The following is a 25,026-nucleotide window of genomic DNA, read 5'->3' as shown; positions in this document are numbered from 1 at the left end:
AAGCCCCCGATGATGACTCATCGAGGGCTTTTTCATCGGCTAACGTTAGCCTTTAGCTTGTAAATACTGTTTTAGCTGGGCTAAATCATCACTGGCATTATCTACAATCACTTGTAGCCAAGCATCATGACTAGCGGCCCACTCAGGAGACTCACCATGTTGCAGCAACTGAGCAAACTCTTGAATACGCTTTAAACCGACAGAGCCGGCAGCACCTTTAAATTTATGAGCCTCTGAACACAAGGTGTCTTTATCTTGCGCTGCGTTGGCATTGACTAGGTTGCCGACATACTCAGGCATCAGCTGCTCAAATAAGACGACACTTTTTAGCAAGGTACTGGCACCAATTGCGCTGCAGTATTGCTCTAGTGTGTTAAGATCCAAAATTGATTCTAACTCAGCTGTCGCCATATTAAGACACCTCTCAAATTTAATGCTTATTTTCTAATACTGTTCATTCACTTCATAATACCGCCAATTATGACCTGCGCAACTAACTTGAGCGCGAGACGTGAAAAAAGCATCACAATTAACAACCAAGTAACACCCCATTAAAGCTATTGCATAATAATTACCGTTAACGCGTAAATTATGCAAATAAGCGGTAGCGAATAGCGCTGAAAAAATACACTTCAACGCTTAATGCCACGGAAAACCATCACCGCTGAATCGAGATTAAAAAATTATTGCCAAGGCGGATGTGTCGTCGCTCAACGAATTGAAATAGAGATCCTATTTAAGATAAACATGCTGTTTGGGACAAATAATGACCTTGGCCGCCATTCTTGGCTAAGTCATCAACAATTGCAACCAACCCATCCCAGCGAAAAGCGCACCAGTCTGGCGCCAGTAACATAGGTTTCTTAGCGTAAGCAGTCACTCGATGAAACACGATATCTTTTGGAGTAAAACGGATCAGCTCTGCAGCGCTGTAAGCATATTCAGCCTGAGACAGCAGCGGTAATCGCCCCGCTCTCCAAGCCTTGGCCATAGTGCTACCCTCGACAATATGCAGTGGATGCAACTTTAAACCATCAACGCCAGCGCTAAGCACTGCCTTATGGGTAGCAATATAATCTTCATGGGTTTCACCCGGTAACCCTAAAATCAGATGAGTGCATACCTTAAGCCCCGCAAGCCTTGCGCGGTGCACCGTATCTTGATATTCATCAAAACCATGGCCACGATTAATCCGTTTTAAGGTTGCCGGATTGGCGCTCTGTAACCCCAACTCTAACCACACCTCAAGCCCTTGGCGCTGATATTGAGCCAACAGTTCAATCACCTCATCGGGCACACAATCTGGTCGAGTTCCAACGCACAGACCGACAATATCACTTTCTTTTATCGCTTCATCATACTTTTGCTTAAGTACCTTATATTCATCATAAGTACTGGTATAGGCTTGAAAATAAGCGATAAACTTTGACGATTTTCCCTGAGCACGGGCACGCCCCTGAGCCAATTGTTCGCCGATAGTCTCTATCGTCCCATGCTCGTGGCTAAATGAAGCAACATTACAGAAGGTGCAGCCACCACGTCCAAGTGAACCATCGCGGTTGGGGCAGGTAAATTTGGCATCTATGGTTAACTTTTTTAACCGCTGACCGAACTGTTGTCGGCACTGCACTCCAAAGGTATTTACGTAGCTATCTAGTCCCACAGGGTTGTCTCAATCAATAAATGGCGCGGTATTTTAGCTAATCTCAATTCAATAAACCTTGGTCTATCTCAAACAAGCTTCATTGCCCCCTTCATCTCAATCACAAACGAGCGCCATATCACAGGTTAACCCAGTGATAGCGTTACCCTTGTCACCATGTTAAAAAATTCACTGTACCTGCAATAAAAATCACTTTTCCAAAAATAATATCAACCCGACAAATTGTTAAATTTAAGTAAACCAAAATAAACATCAATATCAAAATTCTTTTTATTCATAATGTTATAGGATTAAATTTACAGTTAACGTTAACGTAAGGTAGCAACTCCATGTCTATAAATCACATTTGACTCGCCAGCTTTTATGCATAAATTTGGATTGACCTTTTATCAGGCTAAAGTTAATTTGGTTGGTTCGGGTGTATAGCAATCGTAACTTCCCCGACGTGTTTTAGTTAGTAGTATTAGGGAGTTTTTATATGAGCTTGTATCACCCCAGTTTTGAACGGGATAACTGTGGCTTTGGCTTAATCGCCCAGATGGATGGCGAAGCCAGCCATAGAATAGTACGAACTGCGATCCACGGTCTCGACCGTATGAAACATCGCGGTGGTATTGCTGCAGACGGCCGTACAGGTGATGGCTGTGGTTTGCTTATGCAACTTCCCATTAAATTTTTCGAAGCCATTGCCGCTGAAAATGACTGGCACCTTAGCCGTAAATTCGCAGTAGGTATGCTGTTTTTAAGCCAAGATGAACAACTGGCAGCACAAACCAAACACTTACTCGAACGTGAATTAGAAAAAGAAACCTTAAGTGTTGCCGGTTGGCGTGAAGTCCCGGTTGATGCCGACGTACTGGGGCCGATTGGCCAAGCGAGCCAACCACAGATCTGGCAAGTGTTAATTAACGCCCCTATCGGCTGGCGTGAAAAAGATTTAGAACGACGCCTCTATATGGCGCGTCGCCGGCTTGAACAGCAGATGAGCGACTGCAAAGATTTTTATGTTGCCAGCCTTTCAGGCCAAGTCATCGTCTACAAAGGGTTAATGATGCCTGCAGATCTGCCAGCCTTCTACCCAGATCTGGCCGACATCCGCCTGCAAAGCTCTATTTGCCTATTTCATCAACGCTTTTCAACCAACACCTCACCCAAGTGGCCATTGGCACAACCGTTTCGTTATTTAGCCCACAACGGCGAAATCAATACCATTACTGGTAACAGGCAATGGGCACGAGCGCGCGCTTATAAATTTAATGCGCCTTTGCTGCCCGATCTGCAGCAAGCGGCGCCCTTTGTCAACGAGACTGGCTCAGACTCCTCCTCACTGGATAATATGCTCGAAATGCTATTAGCTGGCGGCATGGATCTGTACCGCGCCATGCGCTTACTTATCCCACCCGCTTGGCAGAGTAATCCAGAGATGGATGATGAGCTCAAGGCGTTTTACGACTTTAACTCCATGCATATGGAGCCTTGGGATGGCCCGGCTGGCATCGTCATGACCAATGGGCGTCACGCGGCTTGCGCCGTCGACCGTAATGGTCTGCGCCCCTCGCGCTATGTGATCACCAAAGATCGTATTTTAACCCTCGCCTCTGAGATAGGTATTTGGGATTACGCCCCCGACGAAGTGGTCGAAAAAGGCCGCGTAGGCCCAGGTGAGCTATTGGTGCTCGACACTCTTAACGGTCAGCTCTACTCCTCATTTGAAATCGATAACGATCTCAAGCGTCGTCATCCCTATAAAGAGTGGATGGCCAAAAACAGCCAAACCTTGATCCCCGCCGAGCAGATGCCCGCTGAAGCTCAAGGAGTTTGCGAGTTTTCAGCCGACACCTTAGTGCAATACCAAAAGCAATTTGGTTATTCACGCGAAGAGCTCGAACAGGTAATTTGGGTGCTCGCCGATAAAGGCGAAGAGGCCACAGGCTCCATGGGTGATGACACCCCAATGGCGGTGTTATCGAAGAAATCACGCACCCTGTATGACTATTTTAGGCAAAAGTTTGCTCAGGTAACCAATCCACCCATCGATCCACTGCGCGAAAAGCATGTGATGTCGCTTGCCACCTGTATTGGCCGCGAACAAAACCTGTTTAACGAAACCACAGGCCATGCCTATCGAGTGATGTTTAACTCACCTATTTTGCTCTTTAGTGATTTTAATCAGCTATTAGCCTTAGACTCAAGTAACTATCGCGCCAAGACCGTTGACCTTAATTATGACCTGTCAGAGGGGCTAGAAGCCGCCATCATTCGCATCTGCGATGAAGCCGAGCGTTTAGCCCGCACCGGCACCACGCTGCTCATTTTATCTGACCGAGCCACCGACAAGCGCAAGCAAGTGATCCCGGCCGCCATGGCGGTAGGGGCAGTACAAAAGGTATTAGTCGACAAAAGCTTACGCTGCGACACAAACATCATTGTTGAAACCGCATCGGCGCGCGATCCACATCATTTTGCGGTATTGCTTGGCTTTGGTGCCACCGCCATCTATCCCTATTTGGCCTACGAGAGCATCTCTGCACTCGCCGCGACCCGTGGGATCAGCGAAACCCAGCGCTTAATGCTCAACTTCCGCCAAGGCATAGACAAAGGCCTGCGCAAGATCATGTCTAAGATGGGCATTAGCACAGTAGGCTCTTACCGCTGTAGTCAGCAGTTTGAAGCCATAGGCTTATCATCAAGCGTGGTCGACTTGTGCTTCAATGGCGTGATTAGCCGTATTGAAGGGGCCAGCTTTGACCTGCTAGAGCAAGATCAACAGAAGCTGCAAAAACTGGCGTTTCAACCACATCAACCGCTGCCTCAAGGCGGCCTGCTTAAGTATGTTGAAGGCGGCGAATACCACTGCTTCAACCCTGATGTGGTCAATACCCTGCAAGCCTGCTTACGCGATAAGGATTACCAAGGTTATAAACGCTTTACCCAACTGGTGGATGACAGACCCGTGGCGACCCTGCGTGACCTGTTGAAAGTGAACGCCAGCCAAAGCCCGGTCAATATCGATACCGTCGAAGCCGCACAAACCCTCTACCCACGCTTTGACAGCGCCGCCATGAGTATCGGGGCGCTTAGCCCAGAAGCCCATGAGGCGCTAGCCGTCGCCATGAATCGTCTTGGTGGGCGCTCAAATTCTGGCGAAGGCGGCGAAGATCCACGCCGCTTTAACTCGGAGCGCAACTCAGCCATTAAGCAAATTGCCTCGGGGCGTTTTGGCGTGACCGCGCACTACTTAGTAAACGCCGAAGTGCTACAGATTAAGGTGGCCCAAGGCGCTAAGCCCGGTGAAGGTGGACAGCTACCGGGTGATAAGGTCAGTGTCGAAATTGCTGCGCTGCGTAATGCCCGCCCAGGTGTCACGCTGATTTCGCCGCCGCCACATCATGATATCTACTCGATTGAAGATTTGGCGCAGCTGATATTTGACCTAAAACAGATCAACCCTAAGGCGATGATCTCGGTCAAACTGGTATCAGAACCCGGCGTGGGCACCATTGCCACCGGCGTTGCTAAAGCCTACGCCGATATGATCACCATCTCAGGCTACGATGGCGGTACCGGCGCCAGCCCTATCACTTCGGTGAAATATGCTGGTAGCCCATGGGAGCTAGGGCTTGCCGAAGTGCATCAGTCGCTGGTAGCTAATGGCTTACGCCATAAAATTCGTCTCCAGGTCGATGGCGGGCTCAAAACTGGCACAGATGTGATTAAAGCGGCACTGCTCGGAGCTGAAACCTTTGGTTTTGGTACCGTGCCCATGATAGCGCTAGGGTGTAAATACCTGCGTATCTGCCACCTAAACAACTGCGCGACCGGTGTTGCCACGCAAAATAAACAACTGCGAGATAACCACTATCACGGCTTGCCAGAGCGGGTGATGACCTACTTTGAGTTTATGGCCCAAGAAATTCGTGAATGGATGGCCGCCTTAGGCGTCACCGAATTTGAACAACTTGTCGGACGTAGCGAGTGGCTCAGTGCCCTTGAAGGCACAACGCCTAAGCAGCAACAGTTAGATCTGTCGGCCATTTTACATAAACCTGTCGTGCCCACAGGTTGTGCACTCACGTGGCAGGAGACCAACCCCACTGCGGATAAAGGCGAACTCAACCAAGCGATTGTGGCAGCCGCTAAAACTGCGGTTGAGCAAGGCGAATCTTTTGAAGGCCGCTTTGAGATCAACAACACCGACCGCTCTGTAGGCGCCGCACTTTCAGGCCATATTGCCACGACCGTTGGCCTTAAAGGGGCTAAGGCCCCCATCAAGCTCAACTTTAGCGGCAGTGCAGGCCAAAGCTTTGGGGTATGGAACGCCCCCGGGCTGTCGCTCAATCTGTGTGGCGATGCTAACGACTATGTTGGTAAAGGTATGTCTGGTGGCAAGATCACCATCTATCCGGCTATTGGCAGCATGTTCCAAAGCGAAAAGAGCGTCATTATCGGTAACACCTGCCTCTACGGTGCTAGCGGCGGTAAGCTGTTTGCAGCTGGCCAAGCGGGTGAACGTTTTGGCGTACGTAACTCTGGCGCGATTGCCGTCGTCGAGGGCGTTGGCGATAACGGCTGTGAATACATGACCGGCGGCATAGTCTTGGTGCTGGGTAAGACAGGGGTTAACTTTGGCGCGGGGATGACCGGCGGATTTGCCTACGTGTTTGATCGCTTCGGCCACTTCAACCGCCGCGTGAATACCGATATGGTCGACACCCATAAGGTCGACTCGGCCATTCAACAGCAACATCTTAAAGGCCTGATAGAAGAACATTTGGCCGAAACCGGCAGTGAACACGCTAAGATGTTATTAAATGATTTTGAAAACTGGATCGATTGCTTCGTATTGGTTAAGCCGAAAAATATTGCGCTTAATGATCTGTTACGACTCGAGCAATCGGATACAGCACTTTCAGTAGTAGCGGGGTAACTTCAAATGAGCAATGACTTTCAATTTATTGAAGTAGGCCGTAAAGATCCGACAAAACACCAAGCGGCAAAGCGCGCGACCCAGTTTATCGAGATCTATCAGCCGTTCGCACAGCCACAAGTCGTCGAGCAAGCCGACCGCTGTCTCGACTGTGGTAATCCCTACTGCGAGTGGAAGTGCCCACTGCACAACTATATTCCTAACTGGTTAAAACTGGCGCAGCAGGGACGCATTTTAGAAGCGGCAGAATTAGTCCATGAAACTAACACCTTGCCCGAGATCTGTGGTCGAGTCTGCCCACAAGACAGGCTATGTGAAGGCGCTTGCACCCTCAACGATGAGTTTGGCGCTGTCACCATAGGTAACGTTGAAAAATACATCACCGATACCGCCATCGCCCAAGGCTGGCGCCCAGACATGAGTAAGGTGACCGCCCGCCCTGAGCGCGTGGCGATTATTGGCGCAGGCCCAGCTGGGCTTGGGTGTGCAGATATTCTTGCCCGTAACGGCGTACAAGCTGTGGTGTATGACAAGAACCCGCAAATTGGTGGCCTGCTCACCTATGGTATTCCCTCGTTTAAACTGGATAAGTCGGTCATGGCGACCCGTCGCTCGGTGCTTGAGGGGATGGGGATCGAGTTTAAACTTGGCATTACGGTCGGAGAAGATATCAGCTTCGATAGCCTGCTCGAACAGTACGACGCCGTATTCCTTGGCATGGGAACGTATACGGCGATGCAAGCAGGGCTGGAGAATGAAGATGCCAAAGGCGTCTATCAAGCCCTGCCCTATCTTATCGGTAACACTCACCACATCATGGGGACAGAATCGAGCGAATCGCCATATTTGAGCCTTGCAGGACAAAAAGTGGTAGTGCTCGGTGGCGGTGATACCGCCATGGATTGCGTACGCACCGCCATACGCCAAGGCGCCAGTGAGGTCACTTGTGTCTATCGCCGTGATGAAGAAAACATGCCAGGTTCACGCCGCGAGGTGCAAAACGCCCGCGAAGAGGGCATTAACTTTCTGTTCAACCGTCAACCTACCGCCATTAAGACCGAAAACGGGGTGGTGTGCGCTATCGAGTGCGTCGAGACGCAACTTGGTGAGCCCGACGATTCAGGCCGTCGCCGTCCACAGCCTATCGAAGGCAGCGAAAAACTGATTGAGGCCGATGCCATTATCATCGCCTTTGGTTTTCAGCCTAGCCCAGCAAGCTGGCTGGCTGATCACGGTGTAGAACTGGATCAGTGGGGATTGGTGGTCGCGCCCAAGGTGGCCGACAACCCCTTTCAAACCAGCAACCCGAAAGTGTTTGCCGGTGGCGATATGGTGCGCGGCTCTGATCTGGTCGTCACCGCGATTGCCGAAGGTCGCGATGCTGCCATGGGGATATTAAACAGCTTCGAAGCCTAGCCGTTAGGCTGACTGCAAAATTTTGCATGTGATTGGCACTTTAACTTTGAGTGAAGTTAAAGTGCTTTTTTTTGCCTCGTAAAACGAGGCTGATTTTGAAGGTCGCACCTTCATGGCTACCTATCACCTGCGGTGAGAGTTAATTAAGCGTTAACCTTCGCTTTAGCTAATTGCCTGCCGCAGGTGCAGTGCATGGCAGCACCAATGTCGTGATCACAGGGATGTGAAGGAACGACCTCATGTGCAAACACTTCTGCGACACGGTGAGTGAAGCGTAGCTTCGAACTCACGAACGAGAGACAGGGTGAGCTTGGCGACAGCCATATACTCGTGAACGAGAGACAAGGATGTCGAACTGGCTTTTGTATATGGATATATTTTGTCGAACTGGCTTTTAGATAGGGATATTGTTGTGAGCCATGCTTGTGGGCTCTACGATGGCATCCCTGCTGGCAAAGGCCGCAGCCGCGTTTACACTTGGTATCGAACGTTTCTTCGATTAAGCAGCATTTGGTGTGAGTGGCGAGTAGAAAGCTAACTTGGTTATGCCCCAAAGTTTGGTGGCCTTGAAATGAAGGCTTGGCATTTTTTTAAGTTTACTTGAGCAGCGTTATGCTGAATTTTCATTTATTGATGTGCTATGAAAACGCACCTTAATGGCAATTAATAGCCTGCCGCAGGCTTTATGTGCAAGCGCTCTTTTGGCTCGCTGTGAATATATCCCTATACGCTCCACGGCGGCATCCATGCCGCCAAGGGCCAAAACCGCGCTTACACCTATCTCTAACGCTTCTTCGATTGGACTTCATTTGATACGACTAGTGAGTTAAAGGCTAAGAAGCTTTTGCCCCAAAGTTTGGTGGCCTTGAAATGAAGAACGATGACATTTGTTTGAGTAGCGGCTGGCTGTATTTTCATTTATTGAAAGTGTTTGAAGGTCGAACCTTCAATGGGGGTTAATTGCTTGCAGCAGGCTTATGTGCAAGCGCTTTTTTGGCTCGGTGAGTGAAGCATAGCTTCGTGCTTACGAACGAGAGGCATGGATGCCGAACTGGCTTTTAGGCATGGACGTTGTTCAAGCACGTCCGTGTGGGCTCTGCGAAATCATCCATGATTTCGAAGGCCAAAACCGCGCTTACACCTCTACCTAACGCCTCTTCGATTGGACTTCATTTGATACGACTAGTGAGTTAAAGGCTAAGAAGCTTTTGCCCCAAAACTTGTTAGCCTTTGAATGAAGGCTAGTTACATTTTCTATTTTGGTTCATTGTTATTGGGGTGTGCGCTTGAAGGTCGTACCTTCATTGCTGTCTACCGCCTGCCCGGCGAGGGAATGTGCAGATACTTCAGTGAAACGCCGTGAATCGGTCCATGGAGGCTCGACGATGGCAAACAACCTCCATGTTTAAATGCCAGTTCGATACCCCTATCTCTCGCTCGGAGAGTATTACTTAGTGATACCTCTCCATGCCATCTACGTCCACTGCCGCATCTGCATTTCCTGACTTACATGAAAGTGCTCTCTTCGATTTGATTATGTATTACATTATCTCCGAGTATTTGTTCTAGTTGGTTATTTAGCCAAATAATTCATAAATGTGTAGATTTAGCTATTGAGATAAAAGAAAAAGAAGAGTAAATTCAAGTAGTTTTATATGTTATGCAAGCAGTTTAATTGATGTTACAAGGTATAGTGCTTCAGATAAGAATTGCCTTTTTTATGATAGCTTGAAGACGTTAGCTAAGGCCCGTATATCGCGGCTTTTAAAGTGATCTGCATGCTTTTTCATAGGGACGCTTGACTCACACCGCAAGCGGCCTGAAAGAAGCCCCCAAGAGCATGGAATCAATCAACTCACGGACAGAGTACTCACTTATGGCAAAATCTAAGAAAATAAGAAAAGAAAAACTTTCCATTTACCTAGCTAGGGATGGAGGGAAATCAGACTCTGAAATCATTAAATTGGAAAATGCCAAACCACCTATTGAATTAGACTTGCCAGAGACTGAATCTTCTCTTTTATATATAAAAAAACAACCACCAAAAAGTGTAACACCTTGGACTAAGTTATTTACTTCCGATGGCCAAGTAGATGCTTCGCAATTTGGAATGTCTTCAAATGTGGGCGCCGTTTTTGTTGTAAGAATCTCTGGCGCAACTTTTATTCTCTCGTTTGGTACTGGGTTTCACCTGCTAAAGTCTGAGGCTATCGAAAGAGATTTTGGTCTTAAAGTCACGTTAAACTCCGTAGATCCTGACAAGCTGAGGAGCTTAGACAAAGCTAGTTATGATCATAATCCCTTAAACTCAAGAACCCAAAGCTCTGTGGATGTTGACGTATTTAATCTACATCTGGATTCTGAAATGGAAATGCTTTACGCAGTGACCGGAGCATCATTGGTCGAGGAATTTGGAAGCCATGTAACAGGAAGAGACGCTCTCACAATCGCGGTAGAGGCAAAGTTAACAGATCTTCCGAAAATTCTATCAGAATCGATTAGACGATATAGGTCTAAGTTACCTGCAAAGTTTAGCTGGGTAGAGAATATCAACCGAGTTCGTGATCTTGATGAGATTGATATTCTTGATATGGAGCTTGATCAATACTTAGTTGATGAGAAGCACGATAATTTCTGGCTAGGCGAGCCAGAAATTATCGATTGGGAAAGCCAAATAGGTTATTCATTTGACATGTATCAACGTACGCCACGATATGTAATATTGTCTTTTGATGACTATCTCTACTACCTCAACGGCACTGTACCAACAGTGGAAATGATGAAAAGCAACGTTATTCATGTCAATAATAGCGAGTATCAGTCCGTTAAGAGTTGGCCGGTTTACCGTTGTTTATATGCTGAAATTAAGTTCGGTTCAGACCATTACATATTGAGGAATGGGGTTTGGTATAAGATAAACTGTGACTTTGTAACTGCGGTTGATGAGTACCTGAAAGATTTGGATATACATCCATTCAAATTTCCTCTTTACACGCAAGATCGTGAAGAAGATTACAATGAGCATGTATTTAATACTGAAAGTAACTTCTGCCTGATGGATAAAAATAATATAAAGATCGGCGGCCCATACGACAAACTAGAACATTGCGATCTTATTAGGAATGGTAACGAATTTATACATGTTAAATTCTACCGGAGCTCTAGTACGTTAAGCCATTTATTTTCTCAAGGTTTTGTAGCAGCTGAAGCATTTGTTAAAGACTCTTGGTACAGGGAGCAACTAAATCCCAAGTTACCTACTTCTATTAAACTTTCTGATCCTAAAGCTCGCCCTAATCCTAGTAATTACAATATTGTATACGCCATAGCTACTGAGAAAAAAATACCTAATGACCTCCCATTTTTCTCAAAAGTAACGTTAAAAAATTCACTTAAAACGCTTAGAGCACTTGATTATGGGGTATCGTTAGCCAAAATCGATGTTTGTCCAATATTATTGAAAAAGAAAAAATACAAACCCAGAAAAAACTAGCAAGTTAATGAAGTTCTGACTTGTTGCAACCAAACACATCCATAGTAAAGCGCCGCACCGGATAATTTGGTGATCGCGTAATGTGTAAAAATAAGGATTGAATAATATGAAATTGGAAGTTGATGTAGAGTGCCCCGGATGCAAAAGAACGATGAAAGTTAAAGTTGAAGATATGCGCCCTGGAAGGAAAAAAATTTGCTCAAGTTGCAAAGCGGAAATTAGTTTTACCGGTGATGATGGCCGCAAAGCTCAAAAGGCTATGGACGACTTCCAAAAATCACTAAAAAATATGTTTAAGTAGTAACCGTTCATAAGGCCACCCAGAGGGGATAAAGTATTCTGGTTGACCAGCTCGCACTAATCAAACATCTTATGAGTTAAAGCTTAGGTTTAACTCAGTTTTGTTCAGGTACGTCTTAGATCGATCGCTCTAAGACATTTTTGCCCCAAAGTGAATTTAAACTCTTGTTTAAGCTTGTAGCAACCGTGAGAAAGGCATTGAATTGATGAGTAAAAATATATTGACTAATGCATCAGAAATCGAGAGTCCTAATGAATGCCCAGTCTGTAAAAGTTCTTTTGTTACAACCACGCTACAAAGCTGGATTTGTGCTGATTGTGGAGCAACAGAGGAGGATTCGTATGTTGAAGGAAAGGATGCTTAGAAGTGCTGGAGATTTTCCCAACAAGACTGTGGTTGAGTACGCCACTGTAGCCGCAAAGTTGTTGCACAGGGATTTGCCGAGTAACTTGCAGGATAAGCATTGCACAGATGAATCCATGGTCTCTTTATCCTTTTCCCCTACGGGGCGCTTGACCTACAAGGAGCTTTTCCTTGATAGCGTTGAACTTGCTAATGCATTTGCCGAGCACCTTAAAACCCTGGTAGATAAGCGCAGTTATAATGTCGAAATTTCTGTATCGGTGCAAACTTCGACTTGGACAAAAAGAACCACAGCCAAGCGAAAAGAACACTCAGAAATCGTTAGAAGAAAACTATAGGGGACGTTTGTTATGGATACCAAGAAAGAGCCTGTTTATAGCACTCATTGCACAAAGTGCGACAAAGGTAATTATTACTATGAGGACGAACGAATCCCAGAATCTTGCCCCGTATGCGGAGAGCATAAAGACTTTTCTATTTTACACCGAGAAGAGCTCGAAAGCTGATATTGGATATTGGCCTCTTGCTGGGTAATCCCCCCATTTTTAATGGAGTTCAGAAGTAGACTTGTTAATTTGGGCTAAACGCTGCATGGGGGTTATTCCTCCCAATGCCATGTTTGGTCGTTCATTGTTATAAACCCAAAGCCATTCAGTTGCAAAGTTTTGTAGCTCGGTCACAGAGTCAAACAGGTAATGACATAGCCAATCATAACGTACAGTTCTATTGTAGCGTTCGATATAGGCGTTTTGCTGAGGGTTGCCTGGTTGGATATAGCAAAGCGCTATTTGATGCTTCTCAGCCCAAGCTACAAGTAAACTGCTGATATACTCAGGCCCATTATCACACCGTATAGACTTCGGTTTTCCACGCCACTCAATGATCTGCTCAAGTGTTCTTTGCACACGGATTGCTGGCAAAGAAAAATCCACTTCGATAGCTAACCCTTCTCGATTAAAGTCATCGATCACATTAAATAATCTGACTGAACGGCCGTCTGCAAGTTGATCATGCATAAAGTCCATTTGTAAACCTCCCTCTTTTAGTTCCACTTAAAACTAGAGCTTTCTCCCTGTTTCTTGTTCGCCAAATATTCCCACGGTGTGAGATCTCCTAGTGAGTCATGTGGTCGCTCTTCGTTATACTCATTCATCCAGTTATCAGTAATTTCACGTACCTCCCTCAGGCTCTTAAACAGGTACATATCCAGAACTTCTGTTCGATATGTGCGATTAAAGCGTTCGATATACGAATTCTGAGTCGGCTTGCCAGGTTTTATATGTTCCAGTTGTACTCGATTCCGCTCAGCCCAATCAGCCAAAGCCAGAGAGATAAACTCAGGACCATTATCCATACGCAGCTTTTGTGGCATACCACGCCAGGCTATTATTCGTTCTAGCACTCTGATAACGCGTTGAGCTGGGAGGCTTAAATCAACTTCGATAGCCAGTATTTCCCGGTTAAAATCATCGATGACATTAAACGTTCGGAAGCGATGGCCGCAGTGTAAACTGTCACACATAAAGTCCATCGACCAACATTGATTCATTGCCTCTGGAACCGCTAACGGTGCCGGATTGCGATTCGGCAGGCGCTTCTTGCCCTTACGACGGAGGTTCAATTTAAGCTCGCAATACACACGGTAAACACGTTTATGGTTCCATGACTTTCCCTTGCGTTTAAGCACTTTAAACAGCTTGCCAAACCCATATGCGGGGTGTTTCTCTGCATACTCCTGAAGTGCGGCAATAACATGGTTATCCCGACTCTTATCAGGCTGATAACGGTATACAGATGGACTGATGCCAACTACGCGGCAGGCTAGACGTATACTGGTTTGGTGCACACTGCGCACATACTCAACCAGCTCGCGCCTGACCGCTGGCTTCAGAGCTTTTTTTCGACGAGATCTTTGAGGATTTTATGTTCCAAACTGATGTCTGCAAACATCTGCTTTAGGCGTCGATTTTCATCTTCCAGCTCGCGTAAGCGCTTAATGTCTGAGGCATCCATACCACCGTACTTACTCTTCCAGTTGTAATAGGTTGCATCTGAAACACCATATTCGCGGCAGACTTCCTTGATCAGGCGACCACCTTCGACTTCTTTCAGGATCTTAATTATCTGAGTTTCGGTATAGCGTGATTTCTTCATTGTCGTTCTCCTTGAGGTTTCAGTGTACCGGGAGAGCTCTAATTATGCATGGGACTATTTTAGGGGAGGGTTACACATTGACCAACATTCGTTGGCTTTTTCAGGTACCGCTAGTGGCTGTGGTTTTTCACGAACCAATCGCTTCTTAGGTTTGATACGAAGGTTTAACTCAAGCTCACGATAAATTCGATAAACACGTTTATGGTTCCAACCAAAGCCTTTGACGTTACGTAGATGAAGAAAGCACAGGCCAAAGCCCCAGTTACGTTGGTTGTTCGTCAATCGAATTAGCCAGTCAGCTATGACAGCGTTTTCGTCTGAGTTTTTAGGCTGGTAGCGATAGCAACTTTCGCTGACGTGGAAGGTGCTACAGGCCAAACGGATACTCACTTCCCTAGAGCTTACGGCGTTCCTTGCCATCTCGCACCGCAGAGACGGCTTTACCACTTTTTTGCCATGGCTTCCTGGATCAGCTCGGCTTTGAGTCGCTCTTCTGCATACATCTTTTTAAGGCGACGGTTTTCATCTTCTAGCTCTTTAAGTCGTCCCATTAACGAGGCGTCCATACCGCCATATTTGGAGCGCCATTTGTAAAAAGAGGCGCTGCTCATACCGTGCTCACGGCAAAGCTCTGGAACAGGTGAGCCTGCATCAGCTTGCTTAAGAATTGATAGTATTTGGCTGTCGCTAAATCTTGATTTTTTCATTGAGAATCTCCTAGTTACAGATTACGAGAAAATTCTACTTATGAACACCGTGGTTTTTCGGGGGGATTACCCATAAGGGATAAATTACAATGATTTCAGTTTGGAAAAATAATCTGTCAAAAATCGCGATTTCTAATCCTATGGAATTTAAAAGTCAAAAAGCATTCACAGCATTATGGGATTGGATGATTAAAGCTAAGTACAATGGCGCCTGCCATGATTCAACAATTGTATTATTTGTAATATTTAATGAGCTGGGTATAAGTAGTGAGTTATGTATTGGTGAAGCACAGCTTGAATCAGGTGTTGTTACAGATCACTCATGGGTAGAGTCTGACGGATTAATTACTGATCTAGCTATTTCTATGCCTAACTATCCAGAACATTTTCATGCCCCTTTGTTTTTTGGTAAAAACTTAGATGGTGGTGATGTTACCTGTGCTTATGGTAAGACCTTTGAAGGCTTGTCAGATGAAAGTTTGTTTATTTATAAGCAGGACATTGGGCAGTATTTATCAATGCATCCTTGGGGGGAGGAATTTATCTTTAAAAAAATTAAAGAGATAGGCAAATGCATTGGGCTGAAACTGACTGTACCTAAACTAAAACAAAAATATTCAGGTGTAAAAAGAACACTTAAAGCAGCATAGGAAACCAATTGTTCGGTACAAAGTAGGGCTTTGGTTAAATTAAGATACTTTTTCTAATCAATATCAGGTTAATTAGGTCTGTTGCTCTAACACATTTTTGTCCAAAAACAATTTAGCTTTTGATTGCCCGAGTGACACTAGTAAGGTCAAATCGAAGAGATTAAGAACTCGGTGTAGGTGCGGCTGTGACCTTCCGTGACATGGATGTCACGGCAGAGCCTACAGGGATTGTACTTGCGGCGTGTCACAGAAGCACCTGCTGCAAGCAATTCAAAACAATGTAAGTTAACGCTACCATCAATAAATAAAAACTAACTCGACTAAATGCTACAAGCCAAAAAATGCCAACACCTTCATTCGAAGGCCAAGATACTTTTGTCCAAAAATAATTTTGCTTTTAACGGCTATGTGGATACTAATTACGGCTAAATCGAAGAGATAGATAAGTCAGTGTAGGTATAGCGGTGGGGGGTTGGTAGCATGGCCGCTCTTTGACATCCATGTCACTACGGCATTTGTGAATCCATTCACATCAGATGCCACCGTCGAGCGCTGTAGGATGGGTTTACAGCGGTGCCGAAGAAGCACCTGCACGAAAGGCCTGCGGCAAGCAATTCAAAACCATGAAGGTCAACGCTGCCATCAGCGATGTAAAAACCAACTCAGCCAAATGCAAAATCCAAAAATGCCAACACCTTCATTCGAAGGCCAACACACTTTTGTCCAAAAACAATTTAGCTTTTAACGGTTCTGTGGATACCAATTACGGCTAAATTGAAGAGAGTGATAAGTCAGTGTAGGTATGGCGGTCGGGGTTGGTGGCATGGAGCCACCGTCGAGCGTATAGGGATATACTTGCAGCGCCCCACCGAAATACCTGCACGAAAGGCATGCTGCAGGCAATTGGTTGCCATGAAGGTTAACGCTACCATCAATAAATAAAAACTAACTCGACTAAATGCTACAAGCCAAAAATGCCAACACCTTCATTCGAAAGCCAAGATACTTTTGTCTAAAAACGATTTTGCTTTTTACGATTCTGTGGATACCAATTACGGCTAAATCGAAGAGATAGACAAGTCGGTGTAGGTATGGCGGTGGGGGTTGGTGGCATGGATGCCACCGTCGAGCGTATAGGGATATACTTGCAGCGCCCCACCGAAATACCTGCACGAAAGGCATGCTGCAGGCAATTGGTTGCCATGAAGGTTAACGCTACCATCAATCAATAAAAACTAACTCGACTAAATGTTACAAGCCCAAAAAAGCCAACACCTTCATTCGAAGGCCAAGATACTTTTGTCCAAAACCGAGTTAGCTTTTGACGGCTATGTGGTTACACAATGACGGCTAAATCGAAGAGATTAAGAAATCGGTGTAGGTGCGGCTGAGGCCTTCGATTTCAAGGATGAAATCGCAGAGCGCCCAAGGATGGGTTTACAGCGGTGCCGAGGAAGTACTTGCACGAAAGGCATGCTGCAAGCAATCATTCTTGCAATAGATGAGCTTAGCCGTCATTACGGCAAGCGATCTCGCCACAGAACCACTTGTTTGCTATATTAGCGCCCATTTAGCGCGGCGCAGATAAAACATGACAGCGCCTCATGAACATCAATACATCACTAAAGGTCATTCAATGAAAATTGGTATTATCGGCGCCATGGAGCCAGAAGTTGCTCACCTTATTTCCTCTATGACGAACCCTGAGTCACACACCATCGCAGGTATCGAATTCGTTGCCGGGCAACTGGCAGGCAAAGAGGTGGTGGTGACTCGCTCTGGCATAGGTAAAGTGACCGCCAGCGTGGCGACCACCTTGCTGATTGAAAAGTATGCGCCCGATTATGTGATTAACACAGGCTCGGCTGGTGGCTTTGTCGATAGCCTTGCCATTGGCGATATCGTTATCTCATCAGAGGTGCGCCACCATGACGTGGATGTCACCGCATTTGGGTATGAGATTGGCCAAATGGCGCAGCAACCAGCCGCCTTTATTCCCGACGCGACCTTGGTCAACGCCGCTAAAAAAGCCGTTGCTAGCTTAGGCGAAGTGAAAGCGATTGAAGGATTAATTTGTACGGGCGATAGCTTTATCTGCGATCCGGTTCGCACCAAAACGATGCTCGCCAACTTCCCAACGATGGCGGCCTGTGAAATGGAAGGGGCGGCAATTGCTCAGGTATGTCATCAATTTGGCGTGCCGTTTGTGGTGATCCGCTCATTGTCAGATAATGCCAATAATGACTCGCCAGTGGATTTTGACAGCTATATCGTCAAAGCGGGCCACCACTCAGCATTAATGGTTATTGCCTTGCTGCAACAGCTGTAAGCATGAACGCCTGCGCCTGACTTGATGAGGGCGCAGGGTTTATATTGACGGGCGCTGTAGCCGAGATAAAGTAGCGCTTAGCATCCAACTGGATTTCGCCATGCTGCCACACTTTTCACAACAGTTTATGCAAGACAGTCCCTTCTACCAAGGGGCGGCTATTTTATTGGTGTCAATATTACTGGCAAAGCTAGCTCCCTTGCCCAGAGCCATGCAGCCATTTTATCTCTATAGCCAACTGGCGCTGCGGCTGTCTGATAAGGTAAATCATCCCGAGCGTTCCTCTGCCCAGCAAGTGACGGCAGGCTTACTGTCGATAGTGTTATTGTTAGTTCCCTTTTGGCTTATTATCAGTTTCTTACTGCAACTGGCTGCTTATCCTTGGTTTTTTGAGTTTCTAGTCTTGTACTTATGTTTATCTGATGAGCAGTTTTATAAGGTAGCAGAAGAGGCGTCGCAAACCTTACAACACGCCGATAAACCACGAACCCGCGCCTTAATTAAAGGTTGGCTCAGTCGCGACACACAGGGCTTATCTGAGGTGGGCTTAAGCAAAGCCATTACCGAAAAACTGCTGACCACACCGATATATGGCACAGTCGCCACTATGGTATTTTTTATTGTTGGCGGCGCTCCCTTGGTGCTTGGCGCGCGCATGCTGAAACAGTTGCAACTGTGCTGGCCCGCCATCAATCCGCATTATCGCCACTTTGGTAAGCCCGCTTATTACCTCTGTTATGTGCTCTATTACGTGCCCAGTATGCTATGGAACTTTACCTTGGCAATCCAAGGTGGCCCCAAAGCTCTCAAAGCGATGCTCACTCCGCGCAGAAGCCTTTATGCGATTAATCATCACCTGTCGACATATAATATCGCCGCACAGGTACTCGATGTAGAGCTTGGCGGGCCGGTTAAATTTGGCGGCGTCAAAGTGCCGCTGGACAAAGTCGGCCCACCACATAAACCCGATGCTAGCGTGTTGCCACGCGCGCTGCGCTTAGTGAGTAGCACCAATACCCTTTGGATAGTGTCATTAATGTTAGTTCCGCTGATCTGGACCGCGCTACGCTATCTGTAACTGGCTTGGCCGCCGTACTTTAATTGCCCACTTATTGGAGGCTTAACAAGCCGAACTGTCGTTATAAACCATTAGTTTAAGTCGTCACTAATGTTGGACTCGACATACGGCAATAGATTAGAATCACGCCATTGTGGCACGCTTACCAATCGTTGGGCATCATCACCTTGTTTAATCATCTGCACGTTTCTTTGACCACGCCTGCATTACTGTTTCCGGCCATCTCCTTGTTGCTGCTGGCCTACACTAATCGCTTTTTTTCACTGGCAGCCCTGATCCGTAATCTCAGCAGCCAAGGTAAGCCTGTGCACAGTGGCCAACTAAAAAACTTACGCCAGCGCATAGTGATCATTCGTCGCATGCAAGAGGCAGGGGTATTGAGCTTCGCCCTGTGCGTATTGTGTATGATTTTTATCTATATTGGATTCAATAAAACCGGCTCGGTTATCTTTGGTACTAGCTTGTTATTGCTATTGTATTCGCTGGTATTGTCAGTTATTGAGATCCGTATTTCCGTCGACGCACTCAACTTTCACCTTAAAGAGTTAGATCAATGAAAGAGTGGGTCTATTTTTTTGACCTTTGCGGCACAGCGGTATTCGCCCTCTCTGGCGCGCTAGCCGCTGGCCGTCATCGCATGGATCCCTTTGGGGTGATTGTACTGGCATCGGTGACCGCCATTGGCGGAGGCAGTATCCGCGATGCTTTGCTTGGCACCACCCCGGTATTTTGGATACGCGACCCTAATTACATCATAGTGATCCTCGCCACCATATTATTAACCTTAGTTTTTATCCGTAAACCGAAAAAAGTCCCTCAATACACCTTACCCGTCGCCGATGCCTTTGGCTTAGCGCTATTTACCGTGATTGGCGCCGAGAAAGCCCTTAATTTGGGCTTAAGCGGCATGATTGCCGTCGTCATGGGCTTGATAACTGGCGTGGGAGGCGGCATTATTCGAGACGTGCTCTGCCGCCAAGTGCCGATGATTTTACGCACCGAAATTTATGCCACCGCCTCCATATGTGGCGGAATTGGCTACACGGTAGCACTACAGTTAGGGGCAGCCAATAAAGCCGCCTTTGGTTTTGCCATGATAAGCGCGCTATTGATTCGCTTAGCCGCGATTAAATGGCACTTAAAACTTCCCGCTTTTGATTTAAAGAATACCAAACAATGATCAAATATTTTTTAACTAGCATCTTGGTGTTAATGCCACTCATCACTCAGGCCAAGCCTGGCGATATGCCGGTCGAGCAACAGATGGCGGTTAAATATATTCAAGCGCTGACTGACCATGATTACCGTACGCTGAGCACCTTTTATAATCGTGACAGCGTATTTTTCGATCGCACTGCCAGTAAAAAATACCAAGGCAGACGCGATATCTTAGAGTTTTTCGAACGCGCTCACCGTGGTGTATTAGAGTATGACTTTAATATTGAGCACATGTATAACGCAGGCTCCTTGGTGGTGATGATTGGCAACTACCATTACCGCGGCCCGGGCAGTTTATTTGGTAAACCGGGGAAAGTGATTGAGCTGGCCATCCCCGGAGTGACCACAGTAAAGCTGGATGTAACCAATCATAGGGTGACCGCCCACGAAGATTTGATGGACTATCAGACGATGCAAGATCAACTCGCCACCCAGTGACGTTGGGGGAGTTTGGCGTAATCCCCATTAGATTGAGTCAGTAATCAGATTGTCCCCCGTTTATATACAGTTAAGAGACTACGCCTTAGGTGCAGATATAACCTAGGGTATCGAAAACATGGACGTTTTCGTTAAGCTGGCGAGGATGCCCTCGTGGCGGCCCGAAGTGGTATCTGCACATGAGGTCATCAATATCAGCCCGCAATTTAGGGCCGTCTGTTAATACCATTCGACCATTGGCATAAGTGTTCCAGACACTAATACCAAAAGTATCCCTCCTTGGCTTTTGGCATCAATGTTCCAGACACAAAAAAGCCTGCAGTTGCAGGCTTTTTTAGCATAGCAAGTGAGTCAATAACCCTAATCAGCGTTATAGCTTACCTTAGACTAGCGTAATCTTGGCAAACTTACGCTTACCCACTTGGAACACACCCGAGGTGCCGGCACTCAGCTGCAGACGGGTATCTTCAATCTTAACGCCATCAATCTTTGCCGCGCCTTGCTTGATCATTCGCATGGCATCAGACGTCGAGCCAACCAAGCCTGCTTCTTTGAGCACATTCGCAATGGCAATGCCCTCGCCCGCAACAAGTTCAACCTCTTCGATATCCTCAGGCAGCGCCCCTTTTTGGAAACGGTTGATAAACTCTTGATGAGCCGCTTCTGCTGCGGCTTCATCATGGAAACGGGCGATGATCTCTTTAGCCAAAGCAATTTTCACATCTCTTGGGTTAGTGCCCTGGGCAACATCGGCTTTAAGCTGCTCAATCTCGCCTAGCGGACGGAAAGAGAGCAGTTCGAAGTAGCGCCACATCAAATCATCTGAAATCGACATGATTTTACCGAACATCTCACCAGCTGGCTCGCTAACACCAATATAGTTATGCGCCGATTTAGACATCTTCTTCACGCCATCGAGGCCTTCAAGCAGTGGCATCATGATCACGGTTTGCGGCTTCTGCCCTGCCGCCTTTTGTAACTCACGCCCCATAAGCAGATTAAACTTCTGGTCGGTACCACCTAGCTCTACGTCAGCTTTAAGTTCAACTGAGTCATAACCTTGTAGCAGAGGATACATAAATTCGTGGATGGCAATAGACTGACCCGATGCATAGCGCTTTTTAAAATCATCACGTTCCATCATGCGGGCAACGGTCTGCTGTGATGCCAGACGGATCATGCCTGCAGCGCCCAGCTCTTCAAGCCAGCTTGAGTTAAATTCGATGCGGGTCTTAGCGGGATCGAGGATCTTAAATACTTGCTGCTTATAGGTCTCGGCATTAGCCAATACCTGCTCGCGCGTCAACGGAGGACGGGTGCTATTTTTACCACTTGGGTCGCCAACCATGCCGGTGAAATCACCGATCAAAAAGATAACTTCATGACCTAAGTCTTGGAAAGTTCTCATCTTATTTAATATAACGGTATGGCCAAGATGGATATCAGGCGCGGTAGGATCGGCTCCCAACTTAATGCGCAGCGGACGCCCCTCCTTCAGTTTTTCCAGTAAATCCGCTTCGAGAAGGATCTCATCGGTACCACGTTGTATTTCTGCTAATGCTTGGTCTAAATCAGCCATTTTGGCAGCTACTCCTAAGAGCCTATAGATAAATTACGGGGGTCTCATGTTACTTGTTAGCCAGCACAAATGAAAGAGTGTACACTAACAGGAATCGCTTAAGTCTTGAAAATTGGTATCGGAGTCAATGGGAAAGGTCATTACACTCTTAAAATTATTACCCAAGCCACATCAAATATTGTTGGGCATACTCATGGTCGTCACCCTAACAGTGTTGCTGTTACCTACCGACGATGCACAAGCTTCGCGCGCCACCAATAGCGCGCTCTCTGGCACCATCAACTTAGGCGATGACGCTAATCCAAAGCGCGATATTAACCATACTGGTAACGCCAAAGCTTATCCCGTACCACTCGCCTTTAGAACTCCAGAAGCCCCCAGCGCAGACGATATTGCTAACGAAATAAGCCAGTTACAACAAGCTCCTGAAAACGAGACAGCGGCAACAAGTGCAACCATCTCCCCAGCGAGTGAGCAATACACAGAGCAATTTACCGTGCGCAGTGGTGATACCTTAGCCAAACTTTTTAAACGTGCCGACCTCACTCCACGTGATGTGTATGAGATAACCCAACTGCCTAAAGCTAAAAAGAATCTGCTTAAAATATTACCCGGTGAAGAGATAGCCATTGTCAAAAATAGCAGCGGCGAACTCAGCCAGTTACGCTATCACCTCGATCCCATCTCCACCTTAGTCATTAGCAGGCAGACAGACGGTTATAGCGAAGAGGTGATCACTAAGCAGGTAGAACAACGAACGAAATATACCAGCGCTACCATTAGCAGTAACTTTTGGAATGCTGGCGTGACCGCAGGATTAACCCCGAACCAAATTATGCAGCTAGCTACCATTTTTGGTTGGGACGTCGACTTTGCGCTCGACCTGCGTCAAGGCGACAAGTTTGCCATCTTATTTGAAGAGGAGTTTGCCGATGGTCAGTTCCTGCAAAATGGCAATATTTTAGCTGCCGAGTTTGTCAACCAAGGCGATACCTACACCGCGGTGCGCTATAAAGATGGCAACTACTATTCAGCAGAAGGGCGCAGCATGCGTAAAGCCTTCTTGCGCTCACCAGTAGACTTTAAATATGTCAGTTCCAGCTTCAATCCACGCCGATTACACCCGGTCACAGGCCAAGTAAGAGCTCATCGTGGTGTGGATTATGTCGCCGCCGTTGGCACACCGATTAAAGCCGCGGGCAAGGGGCGCGTGATAAAGTCAGGTTACAACCAGTACAATGGCAACTATGTGTTTATTAAGCACAATGAAACCTACACCACGAAATATCTGCATCTCAATAAGCGTAAAGTCAAGCAAGGCCAAACGGTAAAACAAGGGCAAATCATCGGCACGCTCGGCTCTACCGGTCGGGTCACAGGCGCCCATTTGCATTATGAATTTATTGTCAATGGCGTACACCGTAATCCGCGTACGGTTAAGCTACCGCAGTCGATGCCTATCGACAAAAAAGAGAAGCAACAATTCTTAGCAGTCAGTCAACAGATGATGGCAAAACTGAAGCAAAATAACGATATTCAGCTTGCCGCACAGTAAGGTAAACAGATGAGCAGTCAGTACTATATCGGCCTAATGTCAGGCACCAGCATGGACGGTGTCGATGCCGTATTAGTCAAATTTGAGGGCGATAAGCTCACGCTTGTCGACACCCATACTGAGCCACTGCCCAGCCATCTGTTGAGCGGGTTACAACGTCTTTGCCAGTCTGGCAGCCATGATGAAATCAATTATTTAGGCACACTCGATAGAAGCGTGGGACAACTGTTTGCCAAGGCGGTTAATGGGCTGGTAAACAAAGTGGGTATCGATAAGGCACATATCAAGGCCATTGGCAGCCACGGCCAAACCGTGCGTCATATGCCGAACCTTGAGATGGGTTTTACCTTGCAGATAGGCGACCCTAACACCATCGCCGCCCTCACCAACATCGACGTTATCGCCGACTTTAGACGCAAAGATATCGCCTTAGGCGGCCAAGGGGCGCCACTGGTACCCGCCTTCCACCAGCAAAGCTTTGCTCAAGCGGGCAGCAAACGCATCATATTAAATATCGGTGGCATCTCTAACATCACTTATCTACCCGGTGATGCCAGCGCGGTGATTGGCTTTGATAACGGCCCAGGTAATACCCTAATAGACACTTGGATAAAACAGGTCAAAAACGAGCCTTATGATGACAACGGCCAATGGGCTGCTAGCGGTAAGACAGATGCTAAATTACTCAAACAGATGTTGTCCCATGCGTATTTTTCATTAAGCGCGCCTAAGAGCACAGGACGCGAGCTTTTCAACCAAGCTTGGTTAGAGCAGCAAACCGCGGACTTTGGCTATTTAGATGAAGCCGATATTCAATCAACCTTACTGGACTTAACCTGCCACAGCATTGCCAACGACTGCCTTAAACTGGCTGACAAGGCCGAGCTGTTTGTCTGCGGTGGCGGTGCGTTTAACCAAGAGTTGCTGCGCCGCTTGGCCAAGTTGCTGCCCCATTATCACATCGATACCACTGCAGCGCTGGGCATAGACCCACAATGGGTTGAGGGGATCGCCTTTGCTTGGCTGGCTAAGCGTTATCATGATGGCTTAGCGGGTAACCTCCCCGCCGTCACTGGCGCGTCACGCCCTGCGGTATTGGGCGGCTTATTCCCTGCCGCATAGCGAGCTAGCCGATAAGCGTCCCTCCGCGTGCGA

Annotated in this window: 17 protein-coding genes and 2 pseudogenes; 13 read left to right on the top strand and 6 right to left on the bottom strand. The window is 47.0% G+C overall.

Going from position 1 to position 25,026, the window contains the following annotated elements; genetic code table 11:
- Positions 1-45: 45 nt before the first annotated feature.
- Together AC0VXX_RS04235 and mnmL are read right to left on the bottom strand one after the other, a co-directional pair.
- Positions 46-411, bottom strand: coding sequence for an Hpt domain-containing protein (locus AC0VXX_RS04235; RefSeq protein ID WP_475516054.1), 366 nt, complete (start codon positions 409-411; stop codon positions 46-48).
- Positions 412-736: 325 nt separating this feature from the next.
- Entirely contained in the window at positions 737-1,663 is a 927-nt protein-coding gene (gene mnmL / locus AC0VXX_RS04230) for a tRNA modification radical SAM protein MnmL/YtqA (RefSeq protein WP_475516053.1), read from the bottom strand.
- Positions 1,664-2,141: 478 nt separating this feature from the next.
- On the opposite strand from mnmL, the gene gltB reads away from it, so the two are divergent.
- The 5 genes from gltB (at position 2,142) to AC0VXX_RS04205 (ending at position 12,501) form a co-directional block, all read left to right on the top strand.
- Positions 2,142-6,590 carry a glutamate synthase large subunit gene (gltB, locus tag AC0VXX_RS04225; protein WP_475516052.1) on the top strand — a complete coding sequence of 1,483 codons (4,449 nt, stop codon included), beginning with the start codon at positions 2,142-2,144 and terminating at the stop codon, positions 6,588-6,590.
- 6 nt (positions 6,591-6,596) lie between these two features.
- On the top strand, positions 6,597-8,006 hold the full coding sequence (locus AC0VXX_RS04220) for an FAD-dependent oxidoreductase (protein ID WP_475516051.1): 1,410 nt from the start codon (positions 6,597-6,599) through the stop codon (positions 8,004-8,006).
- A 1,876-nt stretch (positions 8,007-9,882) separates the two neighbouring features.
- The gene (locus AC0VXX_RS04215) at positions 9,883-11,499 is read left to right on the top strand and encodes a TIGR04141 family sporadically distributed protein (RefSeq protein ID WP_475516050.1); all 1,617 of its coding nucleotides are present in this window, start codon (positions 9,883-9,885) and stop codon (positions 11,497-11,499) included.
- A 106-nt stretch (positions 11,500-11,605) separates the two neighbouring features.
- Complete coding sequence (locus AC0VXX_RS04210; RefSeq protein ID WP_475516049.1) at positions 11,606-11,800, top strand: hypothetical protein; 195 nt, start codon at positions 11,606-11,608, stop codon at positions 11,798-11,800.
- A gap of 251 nt (positions 11,801-12,051) precedes the next feature.
- Positions 12,052-12,501, top strand: coding sequence for a hypothetical protein (locus AC0VXX_RS04205; protein ID WP_475516048.1), 450 nt, complete (start codon positions 12,052-12,054; stop codon positions 12,499-12,501).
- Between the two features lie 207 nt (positions 12,502-12,708).
- Here the strand turns inward: AC0VXX_RS04205 and AC0VXX_RS04200 are convergent.
- The 3 genes and pseudogenes from AC0VXX_RS04200 to AC0VXX_RS04190 all read right to left on the bottom strand — a co-directional run.
- A pseudogene (locus AC0VXX_RS04200) lies at positions 12,709-13,188 on the bottom strand (integrase core domain-containing protein); the annotation flags it as partial.
- A 17-nt stretch (positions 13,189-13,205) separates the two neighbouring features.
- Positions 13,206-14,317, bottom strand: a protein-coding gene (locus tag AC0VXX_RS04195) for an IS3 family transposase (RefSeq protein ID WP_475514335.1) whose coding sequence is annotated in 2 segments (ribosomal slippage) — positions 13,206-14,056 and positions 14,056-14,317 — 1,113 coding nt in all. Because the reading frame shifts where the segments join, the coding sequence is not laid out codon by codon here.
- Between the two features lie 75 nt (positions 14,318-14,392).
- Positions 14,393-15,024, bottom strand: a pseudogene (locus AC0VXX_RS04190) (transposase); the annotation flags it as partial.
- An 89-nt stretch (positions 15,025-15,113) separates the two neighbouring features.
- Here AC0VXX_RS04190 and AC0VXX_RS04185 point away from each other — a divergent pair.
- From AC0VXX_RS04185 to AC0VXX_RS04160, 6 genes are all read left to right on the top strand, one after another.
- Positions 15,114-15,674 carry a hypothetical protein gene (locus tag AC0VXX_RS04185; protein ID WP_413472572.1) on the top strand — a complete coding sequence of 187 codons (561 nt, stop codon included), beginning with the start codon at positions 15,114-15,116 and terminating at the stop codon, positions 15,672-15,674.
- Between the two features lie 1,636 nt (positions 15,675-17,310).
- Positions 17,311-18,003 (top strand): 5'-methylthioadenosine/adenosylhomocysteine nucleosidase, encoded by a 693-nt coding sequence (locus tag AC0VXX_RS04180; RefSeq protein ID WP_119978802.1) that lies wholly within the window; start codon positions 17,311-17,313, stop codon positions 18,001-18,003.
- 100 nt (positions 18,004-18,103) lie between these two features.
- Positions 18,104-19,081, top strand: coding sequence for a cobalamin biosynthesis protein CobD/CbiB (locus AC0VXX_RS04175; RefSeq protein ID WP_475516047.1), 978 nt, complete (start codon positions 18,104-18,106; stop codon positions 19,079-19,081).
- Positions 19,082-19,260: 179 nt separating this feature from the next.
- Positions 19,261-19,638, top strand: coding sequence for a DUF2721 domain-containing protein (locus tag AC0VXX_RS04170; RefSeq protein ID WP_475516932.1), 378 nt, complete (start codon positions 19,261-19,263; stop codon positions 19,636-19,638).
- A complete protein-coding gene (locus AC0VXX_RS04165) occupies positions 19,635-20,261 on the top strand; it encodes a trimeric intracellular cation channel family protein (RefSeq protein WP_475516046.1) in 627 nt (208 codons plus the stop codon). The genes AC0VXX_RS04170 and AC0VXX_RS04165 overlap by 4 nt, the downstream gene beginning before the upstream one ends.
- Positions 20,258-20,737, top strand: a complete 480-nt coding sequence (locus AC0VXX_RS04160) for a nuclear transport factor 2 family protein (protein ID WP_110456087.1) — start codon at positions 20,258-20,260, stop codon at positions 20,735-20,737. The genes AC0VXX_RS04165 and AC0VXX_RS04160 overlap by 4 nt, the downstream gene beginning before the upstream one ends.
- Before the next feature lie 382 nt (positions 20,738-21,119).
- On the opposite strand, the gene tyrS is transcribed toward AC0VXX_RS04160, so the two are convergent.
- A complete protein-coding gene (tyrS, locus tag AC0VXX_RS04155) occupies positions 21,120-22,316 on the bottom strand; it encodes a tyrosine--tRNA ligase (RefSeq protein WP_475516045.1) in 1,197 nt (398 codons plus the stop codon).
- A 127-nt stretch (positions 22,317-22,443) separates the two neighbouring features.
- Here tyrS and AC0VXX_RS04150 point away from each other — a divergent pair, with 127 nt between their 5' ends.
- Together AC0VXX_RS04150 and AC0VXX_RS04145 are read left to right on the top strand one after the other, a co-directional pair.
- Complete coding sequence (locus tag AC0VXX_RS04150) at positions 22,444-23,871, top strand: peptidoglycan DD-metalloendopeptidase family protein (RefSeq protein WP_475516044.1); 1,428 nt, start codon at positions 22,444-22,446, stop codon at positions 23,869-23,871.
- Positions 23,872-23,880: 9 nt separating this feature from the next.
- Entirely contained in the window at positions 23,881-24,993 is a 1,113-nt protein-coding gene (locus AC0VXX_RS04145; RefSeq protein ID WP_475516043.1) for an anhydro-N-acetylmuramic acid kinase, read from the top strand.
- Positions 24,994-25,026: the final 33 nt, after the last annotated feature.

The organism is Shewanella sp. QJM3NY_23, from assembly GCF_056173105.1.
Note: the sequence above shows the minus strand (reverse complement) of the source record. Positions and strands in the feature narration are given on the sequence as shown.

Excerpts from the sequence above, each read along its gene's own strand:
- AC0VXX_RS04175 (WP_475516047.1), top strand. The coding sequence starts at position 18,104 with ATGCTGCCACACTTTTCACAACAGTTTATGCAAGACAGTCCCTTCTAC.
- gltB (WP_475516052.1), top strand. The coding sequence starts at position 2,142 with ATGAGCTTGTATCACCCCAGTTTTGAACGGGATAACTGTGGCTTTGGC.
- AC0VXX_RS04165 (WP_475516046.1), top strand. The coding sequence starts at position 19,635 with ATGAAAGAGTGGGTCTATTTTTTTGACCTTTGCGGCACAGCGGTATTC.
- AC0VXX_RS04180 (WP_119978802.1), top strand. The coding sequence starts at position 17,311 with ATGAAAATTGGTATTATCGGCGCCATGGAGCCAGAAGTTGCTCACCTT.
- AC0VXX_RS04160 (WP_110456087.1), top strand. The coding sequence starts at position 20,258 with ATGATCAAATATTTTTTAACTAGCATCTTGGTGTTAATGCCACTCATC.
- AC0VXX_RS04145 (WP_475516043.1), top strand. The coding sequence starts at position 23,881 with ATGAGCAGTCAGTACTATATCGGCCTAATGTCAGGCACCAGCATGGAC.
- AC0VXX_RS04210 (WP_475516049.1), top strand. The coding sequence starts at position 11,606 with ATGAAATTGGAAGTTGATGTAGAGTGCCCCGGATGCAAAAGAACGATG.
- AC0VXX_RS04235 (WP_475516054.1), bottom strand. The coding sequence starts at position 411 with ATGGCGACAGCTGAGTTAGAATCAATTTTGGATCTTAACACACTAGAG.
- AC0VXX_RS04215 (WP_475516050.1), top strand. The coding sequence starts at position 9,883 with ATGGCAAAATCTAAGAAAATAAGAAAAGAAAAACTTTCCATTTACCTA.
- tyrS (WP_475516045.1), bottom strand. The coding sequence starts at position 22,316 with ATGGCTGATTTAGACCAAGCATTAGCAGAAATACAACGTGGTACCGAT.
- AC0VXX_RS04220 (WP_475516051.1), top strand. The coding sequence starts at position 6,597 with ATGAGCAATGACTTTCAATTTATTGAAGTAGGCCGTAAAGATCCGACA.
- AC0VXX_RS04150 (WP_475516044.1), top strand. The coding sequence starts at position 22,444 with ATGGGAAAGGTCATTACACTCTTAAAATTATTACCCAAGCCACATCAA.
- AC0VXX_RS04185 (WP_413472572.1), top strand. The coding sequence starts at position 15,114 with ATGATTTCAGTTTGGAAAAATAATCTGTCAAAAATCGCGATTTCTAAT.
- AC0VXX_RS04205 (WP_475516048.1), top strand. The coding sequence starts at position 12,052 with ATGAATGCCCAGTCTGTAAAAGTTCTTTTGTTACAACCACGCTACAAA.